Raw genomic sequence first — 22,315 nt, 5'->3', positions numbered from 1 at the left:
GTCAAAAAAAATTTACCTAGTGATACCAGCGAGAAACCCAGCGGCGAAGACCTCCAGCGGCGCCGCATCCCGTACCAGCCTGGCGCGCATTACGGCACCTTCCCAACCAATCCAGAAGTATGCAGAGAGATCATCGCAGTTACTGTTTAGGCATATTTGCCGCTGGGTCGCCGCCTGACGTAAGCAATCCGCCAGACGCCTTTGCCAGTCGAGCAGAATATTCTCCAGCTCGTTGCGGAAACTCTCAGGTAGAACAATGACCTCTTGACCGAGATTGCCGACCAGACAGCCTCGGCGGAATTCGTGCTTCTTCATGCCCTCCTTGGCGTCGTCGACAAAATGGCGTATGCGGCGAAGCGGGAGCTCCGTCTCGTCCAGCAACCAACGATCCAGTTTGCGACCAAAATAATCCGCATAGCGTTGCAACACTGCCTGCCCGAAGGCTTCCTTACTATCAAAGTAATGATAGAACGAGCCTTTGGGCACGCTAACCCGCTTCAGCACTGAGTCGATGCCCGTAGCTGCAAAGCCCTGTTCGGCGAATATTTCCATGCCGCAACGCAATAGCAGCTCGCGAGTGTCCCCATGCTCTCTTTGGGCATTAGGCGGACGACCTCGGCGGGCATGAGTCTTAGCTATAGTCATGGCGACGATATTAGACCGATCGTCTCAAATGTCAATTGAGAATGTGACGCCAATATTCGTGCCCCCTGATTAGGCCCAGTTTCGTTGACATTTTTCGACGTGCTGCTCTTGGATATGGCAGCAACTCAGCACTGCTTACTGCCGAGGTCGTTCTGCGTAAGCGCTTCGCGCAACCAAAAGGTGAAAGAGATATTTCTTGGGCTGACTGTCCACTTCTAGGCCGATATCTGCTGCTCCCCAGCGTCAACACGCAAGCCTCTCAGCCTCGAAGCTCAATCACGAAACGGCCACCTTAAAGACCGCAATCCGGCTGGCGGCAGCCCGGCCTGAAGTGGCCGTGCTAGGCTTGGTTTTGGCTGTTCTCAAGTCGATACGAACAATTACGCAAGGCCCGACTCGGCGCCTTGTCTGGAGTCCCGCATGATCGCGCGTCCGCCATCAGAGCTTCCAACCGAACTCTCTGCATTCGTTGCCACGCACTTTGCCGACCGAGGATCCAACCCGGATCGGCTGATTGCCGAATCCTGGTACCGCAGTGTCCACGAGCACGGACTTGACCCGGCTCAACCTGCCGCCCACGTTCAGCTTGAGCATCACGAGATCCGTCTGCATCAGGAAGAGCATCATGACTTTCTGGCCATCGCGAGCCAGGGCATGGAAGGGCTGTCGCGGCGTCTGAATCCTGCCGGGTTCGCGGTGCTGCTCAGTGACCGCCGCGGTATCACGCTCGACGCGCGGCTGTCCGGGCAGTACAGCCCCTATGCCGATTCTGGGCTGGTGGTCGGCAGTTGCTGGGACGAGTCGCTGGTAGGGACCAACGGCATCGGTACGGGGCTGGCAGCGGGCCAGCCGCTGATCATCCATCGGGACGAGCACTTTCTCAGCAGCAACGCCATGTTGAGTTGCTCGGTGGCGCCGCTGTTCGATCCACAGGGTGCGTTGCTGGGCTGTCTCAATGCCTCGTGCCTCAACAGTGGCGGGCCGAAGCAGGCGCAGTACCTGACGCTGCAGTTGGTGAGCCTGTACGCCCGGCTCATCGAAAACGCCAGTTTCCACCAGCGCTATGCCACTTGCGCCATGCTGACTCTGGGCGGCGATGCTGGTGACCTGGGTAATGAGCGCTTGCTGGCGCTCGATGCGGCAGGCCGGATCCTCGGCGCCAATCGCGCCGCCTTCATGGCCGCGGGCCCAGGGAACACGCTGTTGGGGGAGGCGGTTCAGGATGTTCTGTCCATGTCACTGGATGAGCTGATCACCCTGACGCACGGCGGCCAGCGCAGCGCATCGTTACGGCTGGCCGGCGGGTCCGCGGAGGTCACGCTACGTATGCCGTTGCCCCCCGCGCCGCGCGCCAGAAGCGAGCGCGGCCTGAACGTCATTCCGGTAGAGCCTACGCTTGAAGACTTGGCCGGGGAGGACCCAGGCCTGCAACGCTCCGTCCAAAAGCTGCGGCGCGTGCTCGATCGGGATATTTCATTGTTGCTGACCGGCGAGACCGGCACCGGCAAGGAAGCCTTTGCGCGGGCGATCCATCAGAGCAGCGTGCGCGCCAGGGGGCCCTTCGTGGCGCTCAACTGCGCGGCGATTCCGGAGTCGCTGATCGAGAGCGAGCTGTTCGGCTATCGCGCCGGGACCTTTACCGGCGCCAGCCGGCAGGGGATGAAGGGCAAGCTGGAGCAGGCCAATGGCGGGACGCTGTTTCTCGATGAGATTGGCGACATGCCTGCGCACCTGCAGACGCGCCTGCTGCGCGTGCTGGCCGAGCGGGAGCTGGTGCCGCTGGGCGCCGCCACGCCGGTCGCGCTGGATGTGCAGTTGGTCTGCGCGACGCACCGTGACCTGCCCGCCATGGTGGCCGCAGGCGAATTCCGTGAGGACCTGTATTACCGACTCAACGGCTTGACGGTCAGGCTGCCCGCTTTGCGCGACCGGGCGGATCGCGCCGGACTAATCCGTCGCGTTCTAGGACGCGAGGCCGGTGATGAACAGGTCGAGCTGACTGCCGAGGCGATGGATCGTCTGGTCGTTTACGGGTGGCCTGGCAACGTGCGCCAGCTGATCAATGTGCTGCGCTGTGCCGTCGCGCTGGCGGACGACGGGGTGATCAGTCTCGATTGCCTGCCACCAGAGATCATGTCGCTGCCCATGGAGCGGTCGTGCGTTGCGCAGTTGCTGGAGACGACCCGAGACGCTGCCGAAGCGGCCCATCTACAAGCGACACTTGAGCAGCACGGCGGCAACGTCACGTCGGCGGCGCGTTCCCTTGGCATCAACCGCGCCACGCTGTATCGCAAGCTCCACCGTCACGGACTCACCGCGCCGCGCAGGTGAAGCTGCGCTGGCGACTCGGTAGTTTCGGTGGGCTGGCCGATTGCTCGGCCGAATAGCAAGAACCCCGCCGGGGCGGGGTTCTTGGTCACCTCAGGTCACTCAGCTCTGTATGTACACCGCATGGGTATGGGTGTACTCGTACAGCCCGTGCTTGCCATCGGCGCCGCCGATGCCGGACTTGCGCACCCCGGCGTGGAAGCCCTGCATCGCCTCAAAGTTCTCGCGATTGATATAGGTTTCACCGAAGTCCAGGCCTGCGGCCGCCTTCATCGCGGTGGAGAGATCGCGGGTGTAGATCGAGGATGTGAGGCCGTACTCGCAGTCGTTGGCCAGGGCGATGGCTTCGTCCAGGTCGTCGATGATTTGCACCGGCAGCACCGGGCCGAAGACTTCCTTACGCATGATCTCCATGTCGTGCGAACAGTTGGCGAGCAGCGTCGGCTGGTAGTGGAAGCCCTTGCCCAGGTCCGCCACGGCGCCGCCTGTAATCAGCTGCGCGCCCTGACTCTGCGCAGTGCGCACCATCTGCTCGACCTTGCGCAACCCGGCCTCGTTGATCAGCGGGCCCATCTCCACGTCCGCCTGGGCTATCGGGTCGCCATAGCGCGTTTCGGCCAGCGCACCGGCAATGCGCTCGATGAACTGGTCCGCGACACCGCGCTGCACGTAGACCCGCTCGGCGCAGTTGCAGACCTGCCCGGTGTTGATGATCCGTGACGCGCGGATGGCGGTGACGGCGAGGTCCAGGTCCGCGTCGTTCATCACGATTGCCGGGGCCTTGCCGCCCAGCTCCAGGTTGAGCTTAGTGACGTTCTGCGCCGCAGCGGCCATGATCCGCTGGCCGGTGCCGACGCTGCCGGTGAAACTGATCATGTCGATCTTGTCGCTGGTGGTCAGCGCGCTGCCGACGCCCGCGCCGCTGCCGCAGACCACGTTGAACACGCCTTTGGGCAGGTCGGTCTCGGCCACCAGTTTGGCGAACTCGAAGCAGTTGTTCGGCGTCTCCTCGCTGGGCTTGATGACGATGGTGTTACCGGTGACCAATGCTGGTGCCATCTTCCGGGCGATCAGGAAGAAGGGGAAATTCCATGGCAGGATGCCGGCCACCACGCCCAGCGGTTTGCGGAACAGGAAGATGTTTTCGCCCGGCCGGTCGCTGGTGATGATCTCGCCTTCGATGCGGCGCGCCCACTCGGCCATGTAGTCGAGGTAATCGGCGGTAAAGTTGACTTCGACAAGCGCCAGGCTCTGGATCTTGCCGCCTTCCTCGGTGATGACCCGGGCCAGGCGCTCGGCGTTCTGGCGGATCTTGCTGGCGATGGCGCGCAGGTAACCCGCGCGTTCGACGGCGGGCTTCTGGCTCCAGGCTTTCTGCGCAGCGCGGGCGGCGGCGATGGCGCGTTCGGCGGTGGCGGCGTCGGATTCCGGCACGCGGGACAGCACCGCGCCTGTGGCCGGGTTGCGTACCTCGATGAGGTTGTCGCAGGCGACAAAGGCGCCGTCGATGTAGTTCTGGTAGGTCGTTGCGTCAGTCATGTCACTCTCCTGAGGGTCAGTTGCTGGCCGTTTTCTGAGTCGGCTGGGGCAGGTCGTTCGGGCCGTGCTCGATTCGGTCGTGGGCGCGCTTGATCAGGTATTGATGGATCTGCTCCATCTGCTCGCGATCAAACGCCTCGGCGAAGGAGGGCATGCCATCGGGGATGCGTGCGCCGTGGAGGATGCCGAGGAACTGCTCATGTTTTTCCGGAGTGAGCATGCGCAGGTCCGGCAACACGCCGCCGCTGACTGCGTGGATGCCGTGGCATTGCGAGCAGTAGCCGTCATAAAGCTTGGCGCCGGCCTCGACGGTGGCGGCATCGGCGGTTAGCGTCGGTGGCTTGGGCGCATCTTCACGCGGTGCCGGTTCCTGCAGTTCGGCCGTACCGCCGAGCTTGTAGGTCAGCACCTGGGCATAGGGCTGCACCCCGGCGCGCAGCGAGAGGGCGCCGGCAAAGGTGGAGAAGGCGCCGCCCCAGCCCGCCATGAAGGTCACGTACTGCTCGCCGTCCACGCTGTAGGTGATGGGCGCGGCCATTACCCCGCTGGCGGCCGGCTGCTCCCAGAGCTTCTCTCCAGTGTCGGCGGCATAGGCGATGACGCGACCGTCGGCGCTGCCTTCGAACACCAGATTGCCGGCGGTGCTCAGGGTGCCGCCGTTGAAGATGGTGACGTAGGGCACTTCCCAGGCCTGCTCTTGCTTGACCGGGTCCCAGGCGATCAGCTTGCCGGACCAGGTGTCGGCGTACTTGCCCAGGCCTTCCGGGTCCTCGGGCATCATTCCGGTCTTCAGACCCAGCTGGTACATGCTCTTGAATTTGTTGCGCGCCGGCGCATCCGGCACGTGCTCGTACCACGCCGACATGATGTGCGCCGGGATGTAGACCAGCCCGGTGTTCGGGTTATAGGACATGGGGTGCCAGTCATGCGCGCCCCAGAAGCCCGGCTGGACCAGCTTCGCCTTCTTCTCACCTTTCCAGTAAGCGGCGGCTTCGTCGTCGACGATGGGCCGGCCAGTCTTCAGATCGACGCCCTTGGCCCAATTGATCGGCACGATGTTTTCGGCCGACAGCAGCTCGCCGGTGGCGCGATCGATGACGTAGAAGAAGCCGTTCTTTGGCGCCTGCATCAGCACTTTGCGCTGTTTTCCCTTGATCTCGAGGTCAGCCAGGATCATGTGCTGGGTGGCGGTGTAGTCCCAGGCATCGCCCGGCGTGGTCTGGTAGTGCCAGACGTACTCGCCGGTGTCGGCGTTGACCGCAACGATGGAGGACAGGAACAGGTTGTCGCCCTTACCCTCACTGCGCCAGATCGGGTCCCACAGCGAGCCGTTGCCGACACCGATATAGAGCAGGTTCAGCTCCGGGTCATAGGCGAAGGAGTCCCAGGCCGTACCACCGCCGCCTTGTTCGACAAAGGCGCGGCCGTGCCAGGTCTTCTTGGCGATCTCCATGCCCTTGCCTTCGGCGGGCTTGTCCGGGTCACCCGGTACGGTAAAGAAGCGCCAGGCCTGATCACCGGTCTCGGCGTCATAGGCGGTGACGTAGCCGCGCACGCCGAATTCGGCGCCGCCGTTGCCGATCACTACCTTGCCGTTGACGACGCGTGGCGCGCCGGTGATGGAGTAGCTGCGGTCCTTGTCGAAGCGGGTGTCGACCGACCAGACGCGCTCTCCGGTCTTGGCGTCGATGGCTTCGAGGCGACCGTCGAGCACGCCGACGTAGACTTTGCCTTTCCACACGGCCACGCCGCGGTTGATCGCATCGCAGCAGGCCTCACCCGCGCGGGCGCGGTCGGACTTGGGGTCGTACTTCCAGATTTCCTTGCCGGTGCGTGCATCCAGTGCGTAGACGATGGAGAACGGCCCGGTGGTGTACATCACGCCGTCGACCACGATGGGCGTGGCTTCCACGCCGCGGTCGATGTCGAGCTTGTAGCTCCAGGCCAGCCCGAGATCGTCGACGTTGGCGTCGGTGATCTTCTTCAGCGGGCTGAAGCGCTGCTCGCCATAGTCACGGCCGTGGCTCATCCAGTTGCCGGGCTCCGCGTCGGCATTGGCGATGCGTTTACCGTCGACTTCGGCGGCGTGCAGCGGCAGGGACAGCAGGGCGGCAAGGCTGGCGCCAAGCAGTGTGGTGGGCCGTCGGCCCAGGTAGGGATCTAGGTGCTTCATCGCAGGCTCTCTCTTGTTATTGGTCTGGCCGCCCCGTGGGGCAGGTCTTTCAGGGAGAGCAACCGCTGTGCCAGCCGTTTCGATTTGGCAGCAAAGCCAGCTATGGCGCTGGCTGGCGCGGGTCGCGGTCGCCGCGGCTTACGCGGCTTGTCGCAACCAAACCGTTGCGCGGCTGCGACAACTGTCGCGCGGCTGCGACAAAGGCGCGCGCCTCCCAGCCTGTTATCCGCAGACTGGATGCAGAGGCGGCGATTGAGAATGGCCTGCCGAGGCAGCAGGACTGCCGGCTGGCAAGCCGTTGCGGAGGCGTAAACGGCAACGAGTGACGTCTTCAGGCTTGCTTGGCATGTGCGTTGCGTTAAAGACGCACAGGCCTCTGCAGGGTTTTCCGCATCGGGTGGTTTCTGTACTTTGAACGCGCGTTCCGGTGCGCCTGTTCCCGAGGCTGCCCAATCGCGTCCTCTTGGCCAGGGCAATTCAGTGGTTTGCCTGGCAACAGCGGTTGGCGACAGCCACGTCACCCCATAACAACAAGGTTCAACCATGTATCGACTCTTACTTGCCGGATCGCTCTTGTTGCCTACCGGACCATTGCTCGCGCAGACGAGCGAACCGCTCACCCTCGATCCCCTGTTGGTGAGCTCGCCCCGAGCCGAGTCCGACTGGTTTACCTTGCCGATGGCGGTATCCGCCGTGTCGGCGCAGGATCATCCGGGTGAGCAGCTGCTCACCCTCGACAGCCTGCTCGGGCCTGTGCCGGGCGCGCTTTCGCAGAGCCGCTACAACCTGGCCCAGGGCATGCGCTTGTCCATTCGCGGCTTTGGTTCCCGTTCCAGTTTTGGCGTTCGTGGCGTGCGGGTGCTGGTCGACGGGGTGCCCCTGACCATGCCTGACGGGCAGACCGAAATGGATGGGCTGGATACCTCGTTGGTGGAGCGCATCGAGGTGATCCGCGGACCCTCGTCGACCATTTACGGCAATGCTGCCGGTGGCGTACTGGCGATCCAGACGCGACAGCCAGGGGATACGCCGTTCACGCAGGTCGAGGTGACCGGCGGCGAGCTGGGCTATCGCCGCATGCGCGCGGAAACCAGTGGCAGCGCCGGATCACTGGGCGCCTTGCTCGCCGTCAACGCCACACAGCTCGACGGCTATCGCACGCACGGTACCGCTGAAACCAACCACCTCACCGGCAAGCTGCGCTGGCAAGGGGAGGGCGGCACGCTCGGCCTCACCCTGCATGCGATCGACAACCGAGCCGAAGATCCCGGTGGGCTGAACCTGGACCAGGTCCGGGCGGAGCGTTCCCAGGCGCGGCCGCAGAGCCTTCAGTTCGATGCTGACGAAACTGTCGAGCAGCAGCGCCTCTCGCTGGTCTGGGATGGCCAGGCCGCAGGCGGCGATACCTACCAGTTGCGCAGTTATTACGGCCAGCGCGAGTTCAGCAACCGCCTCCCGTTGCAGAACAACGGCCAGACAGCCTACGACCGCTGGTTTGCCGGAGTGGGTGCCCAGCGCACCTTTAACCGGGAACTGGCGGGCCTGCCACATCAGTTGACCGTTGGGATGGACCTGGAAAGCCAGCGGGACGAGCGCTCGCGCAACGACAACCTGCCCGGCGGCATCACCGGCGCCCTGACTCAGCGCCAGCGCGAAACAGCGGACAGCCGGGGTGTGTTTATCGAAGATCAGCTGAGCCTGGGCGACGCCTGGCTGCTCACCGCCGGCGTGCGCTATGACAGCGTGCGGCTCGAAGCCAAGGACCGCTACCTGAGCGACGGCGATGCCTCGGGCGAGCGCAACCTGGATGACTGGAACTACAGTCTGGGGCTGAGCCGGCAACTGGACGCCCATCATGTGGCCTACATGCGTTACGCGACATCGTTCGAGACGCCGACCATCAACGAAATGGCCAACCCAACCGGGGGCGGTTTCAACCCATCGCTTGGCCCAGCGCAGGCGGTCAACCGCGAGATAGGCTTCAAAGGTGAGTATCCGGGATTGCGCTACGAAGCGGTGCTCTACAGCATGCGTATCGAAGATGAGTTGGTGCCGGAAGTCGACGGACGCACCTTCTACACCAACGCGGGGCGTTCAAGCCGCGACGGTGTCGAACTCAGCGGGGATTGGTTGCTGGGACACTACTGGCGATTGACCGGTGCATGGAGTTACAACCGTTACCGTTTCGACCAATTCCAGGGCTACGACGGCAACCGCATCCCGGGGATTCCGAGGCAGAGCCTGTTCGCCGAAGTCAGCTATGACCGTGACGACTGGTATGCACGAGTCAACGTCAATGCCTACGACCATCAGTACGCGGACAACGCCAACCGCGACCGCGTGGCCGGCTACGCGGTAACCAACGCCCGCTTGGGTTGGCGGATGGTGTGGGGCGATCAGCGATGGGAGCCCTACATCGGCATCGACAACCTTCTGGACCGCGACTACTACGACAACCTGCGTATCAACGATAACTTCGGCCGCTACTACGAGCCTGCTCCAGGGCGGACGATTTATGCGGGGGCGAAGCTGACCTTCAACTAATGGCCTGAATCTTGGGGCGATGCGCTGTGGGTGCGTTCGCAGCTATCAAGCTGCGCGGCGATCGGTCGATATCAGACCGAGAGGTCGTATCGCATGAGCCACCACTCGCATCCTCCATTTTCCGAGCGCGTCAGCCAACATGCAGCGACTTCTGGTTTGCCTTGTATGCGTGTTTGCCCTGTCAGTCTTGGGGTGGGGTAGCGCCAATTCCTATGCGTTACCCATAACCGACCTTTCAACCGCGCAGTCTTTCGACAACCGGGATATCAACCTCGAGTATCTGATTGCGCCTGATTCCGAGACATTCAGCGCAGTAGCCGGCGCCGCCTATGCGGGTGCATGGCAATCAAACGAAAAACCGACCCTCAACATCGGCTACCAGCCAGCGGGGGCATGGGTGCGTTTTCACCTCGTCAATCCCAGCCCGGACGCGGTGAGGCGCTTGCTCCTCATCGACTGGAGCTTTGAAAGAGTCGAAGCGCGAGTGCTGGGCCATGCCAGTGGTGGCTGGTCGGAGGTGGTCAGCACCGGCAGTACTGTCACCCCGTCAGAACGGGCTTTCAAGAGTCCAGTACTGGTTTTGCCTCTCACGCTGCCGCCCGGTGCAGCTGAGGTTTACCTGCGTTTGCAGGCTACGCAGCCTATGGTTCTTCCCATTCGGCTCATCGACCTGGCCGCGTTCAATCTGGAAGAGCGTAACGAGAACCTGCGTATGGGCGCTTTCTTTGGCGCTATGCTGGTCATGATGCTGTACAACGCCTCGCTTTTTATATTCACCAGAGACCGGTCGTATATCTCCTACTGCTGGTATCTGGCGTCGGCCGCGTTCTATGTCGCAAGCGAGTATGGCTACGGTCCGTACTTCCTTTGGTCAGACTGGCAATGGTTCGCCCAACGCTCGAACTTCCTCTCCGTCAGCTTGGCATTCCTCGCAGCAGGTCTTTTCGAACGGCAGTTTCTGAACCTCAAGGGTGAAGGCGGCTGGGTTCTGCGTCTGAGCAATCTGGTGATTGCTTACTGGGGTGTCGCCGCGCTGGTATCTGTCGTTAACCCTTGGGCCATGGGCTACCTCTATATCGAGCACGGCGGCTTCATTACCTGTGTACTGGCCTTATCCATCGCTTTCCTCGTCTGGTTGCGGGGTAATGCCTCTGCAGGTTTCTTCCTCGTCGCGTGGTCAGGGTTGGTTGCGACCACGCTGTGCCTCACGTTGGCAATGGCAGGCTTGATTCCCATGAGCAGCTACGTGCGTTCCGCTCAACTGATGGGCTTCGTACTGGAATTCCTGCTTCTATCCATCGCGTTGGCCGATCGCATCAACCGAGAAAAAGCCTCCCGTTTGCGCGCCCAGAAAGCGCTGTTGGTCGCGCAGGAGCAAGCCAATGCACTGCTCGAAGACCGAGTCGCTTCGAGAACGCACCAGTTGGAGCAAGCTAATCAGGAGCTTCGTCGGTTGAGCAGCACCGATCCGCTCACTGGCGTCAGCAATCGGCGCGGCTTCGAGGAACGGGTGAGCGCTTCGATCGAGCGGGGCCGTGCGGAAGGCCAGTGTCTCGCCTTCCTGATGCTCGACATCGACCACTTCAAGCGTATCAATGACCAGTACGGTCATGGTGTGGGGGACGAATGTCTCGCTGTGCTGGGCGCTACGCTTGCGACATTCAGCCGACGCGATAACGAGTTTGCGGCTCGTCTTGGCGGAGAGGAGTTTGCGGTAATTTTCTACGGCATGAGTGCAGCTAGTGCTGAGGCCATTGCCGAAAAGATTCGGGTCGCTGTGGCCGAGCTGGAGCTTGAACTGCCTGCCAGTTCTATTCGCTTTTCGGTCAGCATCGGCGTCGCTGCCTGGATTCCCACGACGGGCGACAGCCCGCTAACCTACGCCAAAGCTGCCGACGAGGCCTTGTACCGAGCGAAAGCGCAAGGGCGCAATCAGGTTTGTCTGGCGCTTAGTGAGTACGCATGAATAGCAGGGCTCGCTGTGAGAGGAGTCCACTGCAGCTAACCGGCTGAACGCACCCTTTATCTCTCATCCGGCCCCGGCATCAAGCGCTCCAATCGCGGGCACGCCCATTCGACGAAGGCCCGCACCCTAGGCGACAGCTGCAAGGCGTGGGGGTAGACCAGTTGGATCGGCAGGTCCTCAGGTTCGTAATCCCGAAGAAGCCTCACCAGACGACCGTCAGCCAGTTTATCGGCGACCTGATAGTGCATCAGGCGCGTGATGCCCACGCCCTGCACACAGGCCAGGCTGGCAGCGCGGATCTGGTTGCAGGTCAGACGTGGGGTGATCTCTTCGGCCTGTTCCTTTTCACCGTGGCGGTAGTACCAGTGGCGGCCCTGGCCGGCGAAGGCGATGCAGGCGTGGTCCTCGAGGGCGGCCGGTGTGTCGATGGGCGGGGCGGCGCTCAGGTATTCAGGGCTGGCACAGGTGACCAGGCGGGTGCTGCCGATCTGCCGGGCGACCATGGCTGAGTCGGGCAGGTGGCCGATGCGCAGCGCGAGGTCGAGGCGCTCGTCGAGCAGCGGGACGATCTGGTCGCTCAGGTTCAGCTCGACTCGAATCTCTGCATGTTCCTTGAGAAATTCGTTCACCAGCGGTGCGACGTAACGCTGACCGAACTCCATCGGCGCGGTGATACGCAGCAGGCCGCGCACGGCGCCATCGCTGGCCTCCAGGCGCTGCTCCATGTCGGCGAAGTCCGCCAGCATGCGACGGCTCCAGGCGAGATATTCCGTGCCTTCGTCAGTAAGCGCCATGCGCCGTGTGCTGCGGTTCAACAGTCGTACGCCCAGCTGGCGCTCCAGCGCGGCCAGCGAGCGCACCACTGATGCCACCGACTGCCCGGTCGCCTCAGCCGCCGAGCTCAAACTGCCGTTGTCGACGATCCTCACGAAATTGGCCATCGCCTTGAGCTTGTCCATTGCCACCTTCGATTAGTGCGATTGCTGCATAGATGTTGTCAGGGTGGCAGCATAGGAGAAAACCGCTTTCCGGTTGAGACTGCAGGGACTGAGGTCTTTGGAGTTTCGCACATGAATCAGTCAGCCAGTCCCGCTCGCATTGTCGCCTATGACCACATCGGCATTCGTGTCAGCGACAGGCCGCGCGCGATGGCCTTCTACCAGGCGCTGGGCTTCGTCGAAAGCGCGAGCTTTCCGCTGTTCGAGGCGAATGAAATGCTCAGCCCGGATGGCGTGCGCATCAACCTGATCTTCAACGGTGCGCGTGCTCAGGACTCGCACAACGTGCTGCTGGATGCGCCGGTCAAGCGGCCCGGCATGACTCATCCTGCCTTTATCGTCGATGATCTGGAGGCTCTTCAGGGCTGGCTGGACCAGCAGGGCATCGTCATTACCGAGGGGCCGCATCCAATCGGCCCGCGACGGATCGCGCTGTTCATTCGCGACCCCGACGGCAACGTTCTTGAATTCAATCAGCTCATCAGAGGAGGTGCGCAATGAAACTGTACGACCTGGGTCCGTCCGGCAATTGCTACAAGGTGCGGCTGTTCGCAGCGCTGGCAGACATCGATTTGGAGCTGATAGCCGTCGATTTTCTCAATGGCGAACACAAGAGGCCGCCACTTTCCGAACTGAACCCGCTGAGGCAATTACCCATTCTGGATGACGCCGGGCATGTCGTTCGCGACTCGCAGGCCATTCTGGTTTATCTCGCGGGCGCTTATGGCGGCCTGGCGTGGTGGCCGGACAATCCCCGCGGGCAGGCGGAGATCGTGCAATGGCTGTCCTTCACCGCCAACGAGATCCAGCACAGCCTGAATGCAGCGCGGCTGGTGCAGAAGTTCGGTTATCCACTGGACAAGGCCGCGGCGCTGGCGAAGGCACCGGAAGTGCTCCAACAACTGGACGACCATCTGCAGCACAACGACTGGCTGGCGCTCGACCGGCCCACCATCGCCGATTGTGCGGTTTACCCCTATGTGGTGCTGGCACCGGAGGGCGATGTGGATCTCACGCCGTATAGCCACGTGGCGGACTGGATGAAGCGATTGGAAGCGTTGCCGGGCTATCTGCCCAAGCCCTGACCCTGCAGCAGCGCTGACTGCACAGGCGACCCGATAGCGCGGGTCGCCGTTCGCGCTATGGGTTCAGAAGCTGACCACCGTCTTCAGACCCATGACTACCACGTCCTGCGCCTCTTCGAAGCCGCCGGGCTGGTGGAAGTATTGGACGTTCGGCGTCAGCGAGAGCGCGGGCGTCAGGGCGACGCGGTAGTAGAGTTCCGCGGGGTATTCCACGTGCGGCACCGGCTCGCCCTGTTCACGCCGACGCTTGCCGGCGTCGTCGTTGATCTCCAGGCGGCCGGGGCCCAGGCCGAGCTCGTCATGCGGGCGCGAGGCGAAGGGGGCGGAGAGGATGCCGCCAACCTGCCAGATGCGCTCGATATAGGTCACGTCCGGGTCGGACTGGATGAAGTTGGCGAACAGCTTCAAGCGTCGTTCGGCCACCGCGCTGCTCTGCCAGAGCTGTTGTTCGGCCATCAGATAGCCGCCAGTGGCCTTGTCGTGTTCGGCGGCTGGCGCGCCGGACAGCGCCATCGGCCGGCCGGCAGCGTCACGGTAGATGTCCTCGAAATCGCCGGTATTGCGCCAGAGGCCCAGACGGTAGGCGCCGGGTTGGCCGGAGAAGGTCGGCGTCCAGCCCAGTTCGGCAACCGCGTGGTAGCCGGTGGTGCCCGACGGGCTGCCGAAATTCAGGCCCTGCTCGCGCTCGGTGAAACGCGGATTGACCTGATAAAGCGCGGTCTGCAGCGACCACTCTTGATCCAGCTGGTAACGCGCGGTGGCGCCCCACTGGCTGATCGGCCAGGTGAACCAGTTCGGCGTGACATAGCCGGGCACCGTGCCGCAAAAGCCGAGGTTCTGGAACGGGCAGGCGAAGGGGTAGATCTCGCCGCTCATGGGCAAACGGCCGAGCTTGACCAGCAGGCGGTCGTCCAGCAGCGCCTGCTGGTAATAGAACTGCACCAGCCGGGTGACGCTGCCGTAGCCATGGATTTCCTGGGGTTGCAGCAGGACGCCGAGATCGGCCTCGGCGTTGAGGTTCTCGCCGTTGCGGTTGACCACCGTGAAGCGGAATCCGGCGCCGGACCAGCCGAGCAATTTGTCCAGGTCCAGCGCGGCATCGAACATCAGCTGATCGGAGTAGGTACCGGTATGGTCATCGCCGCCCTGGGTATTCCAGGCCAGCTCGTTGACGTAGGTGATCTGCAGGTCGACGCCGGATTCATGCAGGCGGGTGCGGCTGCCGTTCCAGTCGCCGAAGAGGAACTGATCGGGGGAATACTCGGCCGCGTGGGCAGAAGTGATCAGGCAGGCGGCGAGAATGCCGCTGCCGAAGCGCAGGCTTGTTGTCATTGTTCTGATCCTTCGGATGTGACGATGCGGAGCGTCGCGAATATCGTTAGCTGGAAGGCCTATGGCATGAACGGTATTCGCAAGCGCTTGTGCTCATGGGTCATTACCTGTGGCTCGGTAACGCTGGCTGCGTTGTCGGTGTTTACCGTTTTGAAAAGCCCGAACCGGTCGCGAGTGAACGCTGTGGCATGCTCGTTCCATCACTTGGATTCGGGCTTATCCAAACTCAATCGCTTTTCGGGATTACCGGATAGGTGATCGGTTTGGCGTTGAAGGACTAATGCCCTCCCCCCGACTTCACACCGTCGTGCGCTTGCCGGCGAACGAAGTGACGAATGCTTTCCAGCTCGGCATCCGTCAAATCCGGGAACTTGGGCATGCCATTGGCTAGCAACGCGCCACCGCGCACCACATGCTCAAAGGCTTTTTCGTTGCCTGATAGCAGGATTGGCGACTCCCGCAGATCGGGTGCTTTCATCCCCGCGACCGCTCCGGCGCCATGGCAGCCAACACAGAGGTTTTCCGCAAAAGCACCTGCGCCGGCTTCCGCTTTCTTGGCGTCGACCTTGAACTTCTCGTCGATGATTGGCTTGGTAAGTTGCGGTGCAGGCTGTTCGGGAACGACCGCTTTTCCGTCGAGCGAGAACGTCATGATGCGGCGCTCGTGCATACCGTATTTCCAGCCATGGCTTTCAAAGCCCAGTTCACCGGAGCCGCCGAAGTTGGAGGCCAATGCACCACCAGGACCCACCAGCAGGGAAACCATCTGCTTGCCATCCAGCTTGTAGGTAATCGGTGGTGCAGAGATACCAAGGCCCACGTCATAAGACCAAAGTTCGTCGCCGGTGCGCGCATCGTAGGCTTTCAACATGCCGTCAGGCTGGCCCTGGAAAACCAGGTTGCCGGCCGTGGTCAGGGTTCCGCCACCCCACGGGCTCTTCTGGTTTACTTGCCACACACGCTCATTCTTGACTGGATCCCAGGCCTGCAAGGAACCACGAGATTCATGCGGGTCCTTGGTCAATTCCCATCCGGTCAGGCCCAGATAGAGTTTGTGGCTCGCCATCTTGTGGCCAGGCTTCGTATCCTTGCCGTCGTCCTTGAAGGTGTTGCCTAAATGGTTGGTGGGTATAAAGGCAAGATTCAACTCAGGGTTATAAGACATCGCATGCCATGAGTGAGCGCCGAATGCCGAAGGATAGATATTCTTTTCCCCATCAGGATACCTGGCGTCTTCCGCAACAATATGGCGCTGTTCTTTCAAGTCATACTTGGTAGACCAGTTAGCGTCTACGAACTTTTCAGCGGACAGGACTTTACCGTTCGAGCGGTCAATCGTATAGAAAAAGCCGTTCTTCGGCGCATGCAATAGAGCATCAACATCCTTGCCATCGATCTTCAGATCGGCCAGCACGATGTCCATGTTTGAGTTGTAGTCCCAGGTGTCACCGGGTGCAGTCTGAACATGCCATTTGTATTCGCCTGTATCCGCATCTACAGCCACGAGAGAGCACAGGAACAAGTTATCGCCACCCTCTGGACTACGCACCTTGATATTCCATGGCCCACCGTTACCTGTACCGAAGATGAGCTGGTTGTATTTCTCGTCGTAAGTCCAGCCATGCCAGGCATTTCCGCCCCCACCGTTTTCCCACCACCGGCCAGTCCAGGTCTTGGCAGCCATCTCCTGAGCAGCATCCTCGAATCCATCGGCAGGGTTGCCAGGCACGATATGAAAACGCCAGACCTGTTTGCCGGTTTCGGCATCATAGGCGGTCACATAACCGCGCATCGGGCCAAGTTCTGTTCCGCCATTGCCTACAAATACTTTGCCGTCGAAGGCCTTGGGATGGCCTGTGATATTCAACGGCTGGTCGTGATCGAAGGTTCGGGTCTGCCAGACTTCCTTGCCGTCTTTTCTGTTGATCGCAATCAGACGGCCGTCCCAAGTGGCGATGAAAAGTTTGTCACCATAGGTTGAAAGGCCGCGGTTATGCTTCCAGAAGACCTTCTTCATGTTGTTGTCGATGATCTCTTTGGAAACTTGTGGGTCATATTCCCAAAGCATCTTGCCCGTGCGTGCATCGAATGCACGTGTCCTGTTCATTTCACCGACGTAATACATGACGCCATCGACAACCAAAGGTGTTCCGACGATATCGGATCGATCCGGCAGTGGCGCATACCACTCAGGCTTGAGCCCGCTGACATTGTTTACATTGATGTCTTTGAGCGGGCTGAATCGCTGTTCAGAGTGTGTCCGCCCGTAAGCCAGCCAATCGCTGGTGTTCGACTCGTCAGACAATTCCTTGTCGGTAATGACTCTGTCTGATGCGTGCAGTGGCGTGACCGCAAGAAGCGAGGCCGCCATGATTATCTGTACCCTTAAACTCGACTGTTTGAATTTCATTTTTATTATTTCCTTGTATGGGGTTTTTTCTCGTTTCAGGCATTCCTTAAACGAGCGTCCGCTGCTAAAACTCTTCTGATATTTGTTTTATTGGCAAAGCGGCTTCCACTGATGCGCGCTGTAATGGCGAGCAACATGGGTGTGCGTATATCACTGCTTTTGGATTAGTTATTTAAACTTCTATAACTAGAAATCCGGTTTGGTTGCGTTTGGGTTGCCAGCGCTAATGACGGTAGCGTCGCTGCGGTAACGCTCCGCAGAGAGTCGCAGTACATCGTCCTAGCAGGGTGTTGCTGCGTTGGAGCGGGTAAGGGGTGGGGTGGCTCATGGTGTTTCCTCCGATGCATGGCCGGCCTGGATGGCCTGCCGTGTTGTTTTTATTCAAAGCAAGGGGGAGTGCCGTCCGGCGGCGAGGCCTTCGGGCGGATAAGTGCTGGCGCGGGCGCCGAGTTCCAGGCCCTGCCAGGCGAGTACGCGCTGGTAGCACTCGGGCAGGGATGTGGCGGTGGCCCAGGCATCGGCCAGTCGCTCGGCGAGCGCCAGATGGCTTTCGGCCTGGCAGCGCAGGTCGCTGGCGCAGGCGTGGTAGAAGCGGTTCACCACGTCAGCCATGGGTTCGCGCCAGTCCTCAATCAGCAGCGCGGCGTGCGCCAGCACCACGGGGCGTCCATCGCGGCTGCGCCGCCAGCGTTGGGCGGTGCCGGCCAGCTTGCGGCCCTCCAGCGTGAGGTTGAAGCGGCCGTCGCAGAATGCGCCCGGCACCGCGCCCACACCGGCCTTGAGGCCGTTCTCCGCCAGCCACAGCGCCAGGGGCTCGAGTAGCCGCTGGTAGGCGATGTCGATGCGGTTGCCGGGCTCGTCGCCGCTAGGCAGCGCACAGGCCAGGGCAATGTTGAGCACGGCAGATGATTGCGGCACCGGCTCGCCGCCGGTGTCGCGCAGCAGGATCGGCCAGCCCTGCGCCGCGCAGCGCTGGCTGGCCAGGGCGAAACCGGGCCGGCGCTCGAAGCTGCCGGGCATCACCAGCGCCTGGCCTGTGGGGCGCCAGAGCAGCAGCTGGCAGTCGAACAGGCCGTCACAGACGCGCTGCAGCAAAGCCCGCTCGGCATTCAGGCCGGCGCCCACGCTGAACCGGGCGATGCCGTTCATGCCGCATACTCCTCGATACGCTGGCAGAGGTCATCGAGAAACTCTGCGGCGGGCGAGCCGTTGACGGCGCGGTGATCGAAGGTCAGCGACAGGCCCATCCACTCGACTTCCACCAGTTCGCCGCTGGGCCCGAGCTCCAGCCGCCGCTGAATGCCGCCGACACCCAGGATCGCCACCTGCGGTGGATTGAGGATCGGCGTGAAGTGGTGCACCCGCGACAGCCCCAGGTTGGAGACGGTGAAGGTGGCGCCGGTCAGCTCCTTGACCGACAGCTTGCCGGCCAGGGCTTTGTCTACCAGCGCCTTGCGCGCCAGGCACAGGCTTTCGCCGTCCAGCTGTTCGGCGTCGAACAGCGCCGGGGCGACCAGCAGATCGCCTGGCAGCGGGATGGCGAGGCCCAGATGCACCGCCACGTGCTGGTGGATCACCTCATCCTCCAGCGTGGCATTGAGCCCGGGATGGGCCTGCAGCGTCTCGATCACCTTGAGCAGCAACAGGTCTTGCACGGACACCGCGCTGCCCGCGGCCTTCAGCTCGGCGCGGTGGGTTTTCAGCGCATCCAGCCGGCATTCGCTGTGGTGGGTCAGCTGCGCGGTGGTCTGCAGGCTTTCGTGCATTTTCGCCGCGATCATCTTGCGCATGCCCTTGAGCGGCACCCGTTCGGGCGCGCGCTCGGGCAGATTCTCCAGTTGAGTCATGGCTATTGCACCTGGCCGATGATCGCGCCCTTGGCGATCACCGCGTCTTCTTCTTCGATGATTTTCAGTACGCCGGCAGCCGGCGCTTCGATCTCGAACTGGGCCTTTTCCGACATGACCTCGGCGACCAGGTCACCGGCGGCCACTTCGGCGCCTTCGCTGACCAGCCAGGAGGTGATCACCGCTTCGGCGTCGCCTTCCCAGAGGTCGTCTGCAATCACGATGGGGGTACTCATAAACGTCATTCCTTATGCATGGCGTGGTAGGCGGCCACGATCTTGTCGGCGTTGGGCAGGGCCCATTGCTCCATGACCGGGGTGAAGGGGATAGGGATGTCGGGGAAGGCCACCCGCTGCGGGCGCGCCTTGAGCATGCCGATGTCGTGCTCGACGACGCTGGCGATGATTTCGCCGCTGACGCCGAAGCTGTGGTAGTCCTCGTCGATGACGATCAGCCGGCCGGTTTTGCGTACCGAAGCGATGACGTGCTCGCGGTCCAGCGGCACCAGACTGCGCAGGTCGATGACCTCGGCGCTGACGCCGTCCTTCTCCAGCTGCGCGGCAGCGCGCAGGGCGTGGTGTACGCCGGCGCCGAGGCTGACCAGACTGACGTCGCGGCCCTCGCGCACGGTCTTCGCTTTACCGATTTCGACGATGTAGGGCTCGTCTGGCACCGGCACCGTGGCGCCTTTCTCGGTGCCCAGCCAGCCCATGCCCTGCAGCGACTTGTGGAAGAGGTAGACCACCGGGTTGTCGTCGCGGATCGCCGCGGTCATCAGGCCCTTGGCGTCGTAGGCGTTGCTCGGCACCACCACCTTCATGCCCGGCAGATGGGCGAAGGTGCCGTACAGGCACTGCGAATGCTGGGCGGCGTCCGAGTAGCCGGCGCCGGTGGAGGCCATCAGCACCATCGGCACCGGCACCTTGCCGCCGGAGAAGTAGGTGTTCTTGGCCATCAGGTTGTAGATGGCGTCCATGCAGACGCCGAAGAAGTCGACGAACATCAGCTCGACGATCGGCCGCATGCCGTCCGAGGCGGCGCCCACGGCGGCACCGATAAAGGCGGTTTCGGAGATCGGCGTGTCGCGGATGCGTGTCTTGCCGAACTCGTCATACAGCCCGCGGGTGTTGCCGAATACGCCGCCGAGCTGGCCGATGTCCTCGCCCATCACGAACACCTTCGGGTCCAGGCGCATCTCCTGGGCCACGGCTTCGGCCATGGCGCGGGCGATGCTGAGCTTTCTTTCTTTCGCTGCTGTGGTCATGGGGTTCTCCTGCTCAGCCGGCCAATGCGCCGGGGCTGACGATGATCTTGACGTTGCGGTCCTTGTGGTTGGCCAGCTCCTCGAAGCCCTGTTCGAGGATGTCGTCCAGGCCGATGCGACCGGTGATCAGCGGGGTGACGTCGATGCGGCCGTCGGTGATCAGGGCGATGACATCGGCGAATTCGCCGGCGTAGGCGAGCGAGCCGATCACCTGTTTCTCAGTAGCGACGATCTCGAAGAAGTTGAATTCCGAGGGTTCCTCGAAGATGCCGACCATCACGCAGCGCCCGGCCTTGCGGATCACGTCGATGGCGAGCTTTGCCGTGGATTTATGGCCGATGCATTCGAAGGACACGGCAGCACCGTAGCTGCCGGTGAGCGCCTTGATTTCGGCGATGGCGTCGCACTCGCTGGGGTCGATGACCCGGTTGGCACCGACTTCCAGCGCCTTGGCCTTGCGCGCGGCGGACATTTCCAGGGCGATCACCTGGCCGGCACCGGCGGCCTTGGCGCACATGATGGTGCACAGGCCGATGGTGCCGGCGCCGACCACCACCACGGTTTCGCCGAGTAGGCTGCCGGCCTTTTTCACCGCGTGCATGCCGACTGCCAGCGGCTCGATCAGCGCGCCGGCTTCCAGCGGAAAGCCTTCGGGCAGGCGGTAGAGCAGTTCGGCCGGCACGTTGACCAACTCGGCGAAGGCGCCGTTGTTCATCAACCCGGTGAAGGCCAGCTGTTCGCAGAGGTTGTACTGGCCGGTCTTGCAGAAACGGCACTGACCGCAATGCTGGCAGGCGTCGGCGGCGACCTTGTCGCCCGGCGCGTAGCCTTCGACGCCTTCACCGGTGGCGACGATCTCGCCGCAGAACTCGTGGCCGAGGATGCACTGGCCCTTGATGCCGGTGAGCGGGTGCGGCGCATCCACCGGAATGAACACCGGGCCGGCGAGGTATTCGTGCAGGTCGGAGCCACAGATTCCGCACCAGTGCACGCGAATCTGCACCCAGCCCGGTTGTGGCGCACCGGGCAGTGGCACCTGTTCCAGGCGGATGTCCTTGCGACCGTGCCAGACGGCGGCGGTCATGGTGGCTTGGCTGTTCATGGTGGTGTTCCTCTTGTTGTTCTGCTGGTGTCCGCGTTTCGCGAGCAGGCTCGCTTCTGCGGTCTTCAGGACTGACCTGCGCTACACGAAGACCTTCTCCAGCGCCTCTTCCGGGCGCGGGTAGGGGCTTTCGCGGGCGAACTGCACGGCTTCGTCGATGCGCCCGCGGGCACGAGCCGCGATGTCCTCGGCCTGGGCTTCGCTCATCACGCCTTCGTCGATCAGGCGTTGGCGGTAACCGGGGATCGGATCCTTCTTCATCAGGCCGTCCTTCTCGCCTTCGGGGCGGTAGGTTTCGCCGTCGCCCATGAAGTGGCCGGCCAGGCGATAGGTCTCGATCTCGATCAGGGTCGGGCCGCCACCGGCACGGGCGCGCTCGATGGCTTCACCGGCGGCGCGGAACACGCCGTCCGGGTCGTTGTTCTCGACGAACACACCGGGCATGCCGTAGGCCGCGGCGCGCACGTGGTGCTGCGCGATGCAGGTGGCGCTGGCCTTGGCCACCGAAATGCCCCAGGCGTTGTCCTCGATGACGAACACCACTGGCAGCTTCCACAGCGCCGCGAGGTTCAGCGTTTCGTGGAAGGCGCCCTGGTTGGCTGCGCCCTCGCCGATGAAGGAAACGGCCACACCGGGCTTGCCCTGCATCTGCCGCGACAGCGCCGCGCCGACCGCAGGGCCCATGCCTTCGGCGATGATCCCCGAGCAGGAGAAATTCACCCGGCCATCGAACAGGTGCATGTGCCCGCCGCGCCCGCCAGACAGGCCGGTGGCCTTGCCGAAGATCTCGGCCATCATCTCGTTGAGGTCCACGCCCTTGGCCACGGCGATGTGGTGCGGGCGGTGGGTGGCGGTGACGATGTCCGCAGCCTCGAGGTGGGCGCAGACGCCCACGGCGCAGGGTTCCTGGCCGTTGGAAAGGTGCATCTCGCCGGGGATCGGCCCCTTGGCCATGTTGAATACCGGTGTCTTGCCTTCCATGTAGATGCGCTCGATGGATTCCTCCATGTAGCGGCTGGTCAGCATCTGCTCGTACATCCACAGGCGCTGCGAGTTGTTGGGCTGGGTCATGGGTGGACTCC

17 protein-coding genes are annotated in these 22,315 nt (G+C 62.5%); 5 read left to right on the top strand and 12 right to left on the bottom strand.

The window, feature by feature from the left end; genetic code table 11:
* Positions 1–12 precede the first annotated feature (12 nt).
* A complete protein-coding gene (locus CXK96_RS19290) occupies positions 13–645 on the bottom strand; it encodes a TetR/AcrR family transcriptional regulator (RefSeq protein WP_102838043.1) in 633 nt (210 codons plus the stop codon).
* Between the two features lie 420 nt (positions 646–1,065).
* Here CXK96_RS19290 and CXK96_RS19285 point away from each other — a divergent pair, with 420 nt between their 5' ends.
* The gene (locus CXK96_RS19285; protein WP_102838042.1) at positions 1,066–2,976 is read left to right on the top strand and encodes a sigma-54-dependent Fis family transcriptional regulator; all 1,911 of its coding nucleotides are present in this window, start codon (positions 1,066–1,068) and stop codon (positions 2,974–2,976) included.
* A 99-nt stretch (positions 2,977–3,075) separates the two neighbouring features.
* Here the strand turns inward: CXK96_RS19285 and aldA are convergent, their stop codons facing one another.
* Complete coding sequence (aldA, locus tag CXK96_RS19280) at positions 3,076–4,512, bottom strand: aldehyde dehydrogenase (protein ID WP_102838041.1); 1,437 nt, start codon at positions 4,510–4,512, stop codon at positions 3,076–3,078.
* Positions 4,513–4,528: 16 nt separating this feature from the next.
* Positions 4,529–6,685: a PQQ-dependent dehydrogenase, methanol/ethanol family gene (locus CXK96_RS19275; protein ID WP_102838040.1), complete on the bottom strand. Its 2,157-nt coding sequence runs from the start codon at positions 6,683–6,685 to the stop codon at positions 4,529–4,531.
* A gap of 543 nt (positions 6,686–7,228) precedes the next feature.
* Between CXK96_RS19275 and CXK96_RS19270 the strand changes: the two genes are divergently transcribed.
* Both CXK96_RS19270 and CXK96_RS19265 read left to right on the top strand, forming a co-directional pair.
* The gene (locus CXK96_RS19270; protein ID WP_102838039.1) at positions 7,229–9,229 is read left to right on the top strand and encodes a TonB-dependent receptor family protein; all 2,001 of its coding nucleotides are present in this window, start codon (positions 7,229–7,231) and stop codon (positions 9,227–9,229) included.
* Positions 9,230–9,368: 139 nt separating this feature from the next.
* Entirely contained in the window at positions 9,369–11,195 is a 1,827-nt protein-coding gene (locus CXK96_RS19265) for a sensor domain-containing diguanylate cyclase (RefSeq protein ID WP_102838038.1), read from the top strand.
* A gap of 56 nt (positions 11,196–11,251) precedes the next feature.
* Here CXK96_RS19265 and CXK96_RS19260 read toward each other — a convergent pair whose 3' ends face one another.
* On the bottom strand, positions 11,252–12,154 hold the full coding sequence (locus CXK96_RS19260) for a LysR family transcriptional regulator (RefSeq protein WP_102838037.1): 903 nt from the start codon (positions 12,152–12,154) through the stop codon (positions 11,252–11,254).
* 111 nt (positions 12,155–12,265) lie between these two features.
* Between CXK96_RS19260 and CXK96_RS19255 the strand changes: the two genes are divergently transcribed.
* Together CXK96_RS19255 and CXK96_RS19250 are read left to right on the top strand one after the other, a co-directional pair.
* Entirely contained in the window at positions 12,266–12,694 is a 429-nt protein-coding gene (locus CXK96_RS19255) for a VOC family protein (protein ID WP_102838036.1), read from the top strand.
* Positions 12,691–13,278: a glutathione S-transferase family protein gene (locus CXK96_RS19250; RefSeq protein ID WP_102838035.1), complete on the top strand. Its 588-nt coding sequence runs from the start codon at positions 12,691–12,693 to the stop codon at positions 13,276–13,278. The genes CXK96_RS19255 and CXK96_RS19250 overlap by 4 nt, the downstream gene beginning before the upstream one ends.
* A gap of 63 nt (positions 13,279–13,341) precedes the next feature.
* On the opposite strand, the gene CXK96_RS19245 is transcribed toward CXK96_RS19250, so the two are convergent.
* From CXK96_RS19245 to CXK96_RS19210, 8 genes are all read right to left on the bottom strand, one after another.
* A complete protein-coding gene (locus CXK96_RS19245) occupies positions 13,342–14,610 on the bottom strand; it encodes a carbohydrate porin (protein WP_102838034.1) in 1,269 nt (422 codons plus the stop codon).
* A gap of 277 nt (positions 14,611–14,887) precedes the next feature.
* Positions 14,888–17,020 (bottom strand): PQQ-dependent dehydrogenase, methanol/ethanol family, encoded by a 2,133-nt coding sequence (locus CXK96_RS19240; protein ID WP_102838033.1) that lies wholly within the window; start codon positions 17,018–17,020, stop codon positions 14,888–14,890.
* Between the two features lie 381 nt (positions 17,021–17,401).
* Entirely contained in the window at positions 17,402–18,169 is a 768-nt protein-coding gene (locus CXK96_RS19235) for a lipoate--protein ligase family protein (protein ID WP_102838032.1), read from the bottom strand.
* A complete protein-coding gene (locus tag CXK96_RS19230) occupies positions 18,166–18,867 on the bottom strand; it encodes a 2-oxo acid dehydrogenase subunit E2 (protein WP_102838031.1) in 702 nt (233 codons plus the stop codon). Before CXK96_RS19230 ends, CXK96_RS19235 begins: the two co-directional genes overlap by 4 nt.
* A gap of 2 nt (positions 18,868–18,869) precedes the next feature.
* Entirely contained in the window at positions 18,870–19,103 is a 234-nt protein-coding gene (locus tag CXK96_RS19225) for a lipoyl domain-containing protein (RefSeq protein WP_102838030.1), read from the bottom strand.
* A 5-nt stretch (positions 19,104–19,108) separates the two neighbouring features.
* Positions 19,109–20,131, bottom strand: coding sequence for an alpha-ketoacid dehydrogenase subunit beta (locus CXK96_RS19220; protein ID WP_102838029.1), 1,023 nt, complete (start codon positions 20,129–20,131; stop codon positions 19,109–19,111).
* 13 nt (positions 20,132–20,144) lie between these two features.
* A complete protein-coding gene (locus CXK96_RS19215) occupies positions 20,145–21,215 on the bottom strand; it encodes a 2,3-butanediol dehydrogenase (RefSeq protein WP_102838061.1) in 1,071 nt (356 codons plus the stop codon).
* Positions 21,216–21,314: 99 nt separating this feature from the next.
* On the bottom strand, positions 21,315–22,304 hold the full coding sequence (locus CXK96_RS19210; protein WP_041014664.1) for a thiamine pyrophosphate-dependent dehydrogenase E1 component subunit alpha: 990 nt from the start codon (positions 22,302–22,304) through the stop codon (positions 21,315–21,317).
* Positions 22,305–22,315 lie beyond the last annotated feature (11 nt).

The sequence above is a fragment of the Stutzerimonas stutzeri genome, assembly GCF_002890895.1.
Lineage (GTDB): Bacteria > Pseudomonadota > Gammaproteobacteria > Pseudomonadales > Pseudomonadaceae > Stutzerimonas > Stutzerimonas stutzeri_AB.
This window is presented reverse-complemented; position numbering and strand designations above follow the sequence as displayed.